The organism is Eggerthella sp. (assembly GCF_048329335.1).
GTDB classification, from domain to species: Bacteria; Actinomycetota; Coriobacteriia; order Coriobacteriales; family Eggerthellaceae; genus Eggerthella; species Eggerthella lenta.
Genome location: NZ_DBFEGU010000179.1, coordinates 1 through 1,982 on the forward strand (window position 1 = coordinate 1; position 1,982 = coordinate 1,982).

General features: G+C 67.6%; 2 protein-coding genes. One reads left to right on the forward strand and one right to left on the reverse strand.

From position 1 onward, the window contains the following. Positions 1 to 2: 2 nt before the first annotated feature. Positions 3 to 842 (forward strand): LysR family transcriptional regulator, encoded by an 840-nt coding sequence (locus ACMO6A_RS05930; protein ID WP_418470897.1) that lies wholly within the window; start codon positions 3 to 5, stop codon positions 840 to 842. Here ACMO6A_RS05930 and ACMO6A_RS05935 read toward each other — a convergent pair. After that, positions 831 to 1,982, reverse strand: a 1,152-nt coding sequence (locus ACMO6A_RS05935) for a putative manganese-dependent inorganic diphosphatase (protein WP_418470898.1), incomplete at its 5' end; no start/stop codon positions are given. The genes ACMO6A_RS05930 and ACMO6A_RS05935 overlap by 12 nt on opposite strands.

Here is a 1,982-nt window from a genome sequence, read left to right on the forward strand (position 1 = left end):
AAGTGGCGCGCACCCAGCATGTGACGAACAGCGCGAAGAAGCTCAACGTGGCCCAACCCGCCCTCACCCAGTCGATCCGCAGGCTCGAACGCGAGCTGGGCGTGACCCTGTTCGAACGCGTGGGACGCAACGTGCGGCTGACCGCGTGCGGCGACGCGCTTCAGAAGCGCGTCGCGCCGCTGCTGGCGGCCCTCGACGAGCTGCCCGAGGAGCTTGCCGTGGTAGCCGGGCAACAGCGGGCCGCCGTCCATCTTGCCATCGAATCGGCCTCGGGGCTGGCGGTGGACGCCATCGCGGCCTACCGCTTGGCGCATCCCGACGCACGTTTCGTGGTGACGCAGGAAGCCTCCTCCCGACGTTGGGACCTGCGGGTCCGCACCGTGCGCGCAGAGAGCGCGGACCCCCGCGCTCGCCGTTTCTTCGAACGCATCGGCATCGCCGTGCCCGCCGAGCGCGCCTCGCAGGAACCCCTGCCGCTGTCCGACCTCGCCGACGAGCCGTTCATCTGCCTCGCCGGAAGCCGCACGTTTCGCGCGGTATGCGACGAAGCGTGCGCGCATGCCGGGTTCGTGCCGCGCGTGGCGTTCGAAAGCGACAGCCCCGCCGTGGTGAAGAACATGATCGGCTTGGGGCTGGGCGTGGGCTTTTGGCCCGAACGCAGCTGGGGAGGCCTCGACGACAGCAGCGCGCGCCTGGCGAGCATAGCCGACGCGCCGTTCGCCCGCACCATCGAGATCGCCCCGACAAGCGGCCCCCTTAGCAAAGAAGCCGCGGCGTTCCACGGCTTCCTCGTCTCGTTTTTCGAAGAACGCTGGCGCGAACCCTCGCCCCTATGCTCCTAGGATCTTCGCCGCCACCTGCTTCTTCCTGCTGAGGATGCCGGGCATCCAGGTGCCGCCTTCGCCCGTGCAATGGATGCCGAACACGCGGTTGACGATGCGGCGGTTGCCCTCGCACATGAACTGGCTGCCCTCGGCCACGATATCGGTGACCAGCAGCAGCACGAACTCGTAGCCGTGGTCGTCGCGCAGACGGCGCATATGCTCGCGGATCTCCTCTTCGCGTTTCATGACGGCGGGAAGATCCACCGTCTCGTGCTGCGCGATGAGAACGGTGGCGTCGCCGATCTGGAACTCCTTGGCGTCGGCGCCGACGAGCTTGTCGACGGGCATGTCGTCCTCGCCGCCGCGGCACTTGAACACGGCAAGGCCGAATTCGGTGGGATCGACGCCCGCGATGCCGGCGAGGTAGGCTACCTGCTCGTGATCGGTCGGCGTGGCGGTGGGCGACTTGAGGATGACGGTGTCTGTCATCACGGCCGACAGCAGCACGCGCGCGATGGCCGGAGGCATCTCCACGTTGTGGCGGCGGAACTCCATCGTGACGATGGTCGCCGTGGAGCCCACGGGAAGGTTGAGGAACTGGATGGGGTTGGCAGTCATCACGTCGGCGATGCGATGATGGTCGACGATCTCGACGACCTCGGCCTCCTCGATGCCGTTGGCGGCCTGGCGCGTCTCGTTGTGGTCCACGAGCACCACCTTGCGCTTCGGGCGCACGGCCACGTCCGAGCGCGTGACGATGCCGATGGCGAGGCCGTCGTCGTTCAGCACGACGGCCTCGCGCAACGCGCTGGCCATGAGGTCTTCGATAGCCTCCTTGAGCAGGCCCTCCTTGTCGAGGATGAGCACATCGGTCTCGGTGATCTCGTCCACCTTCTGACCGAGCGAGGCGATGAGGTCGCCGGCGACCGCCATCTCGTTCGCCCCTCCGTCCTCGAGGGCGTCGGTGGCGGCGATGTAGCGCTCGGCGATCATGCGAGTGGTGATGAGGCCCCGGTAGGTGCCGTCGTCGTTCGTCACCACGAGCGCGCGCACGTTGTACTGGCGCAGCAGGCGACCCGCTTCGAGCAGCGTGGCGTTATGGCTGATGGATATAGGGCTCGGCGTCATCACGTCTCCGACGCGCGCATGCACGTGACC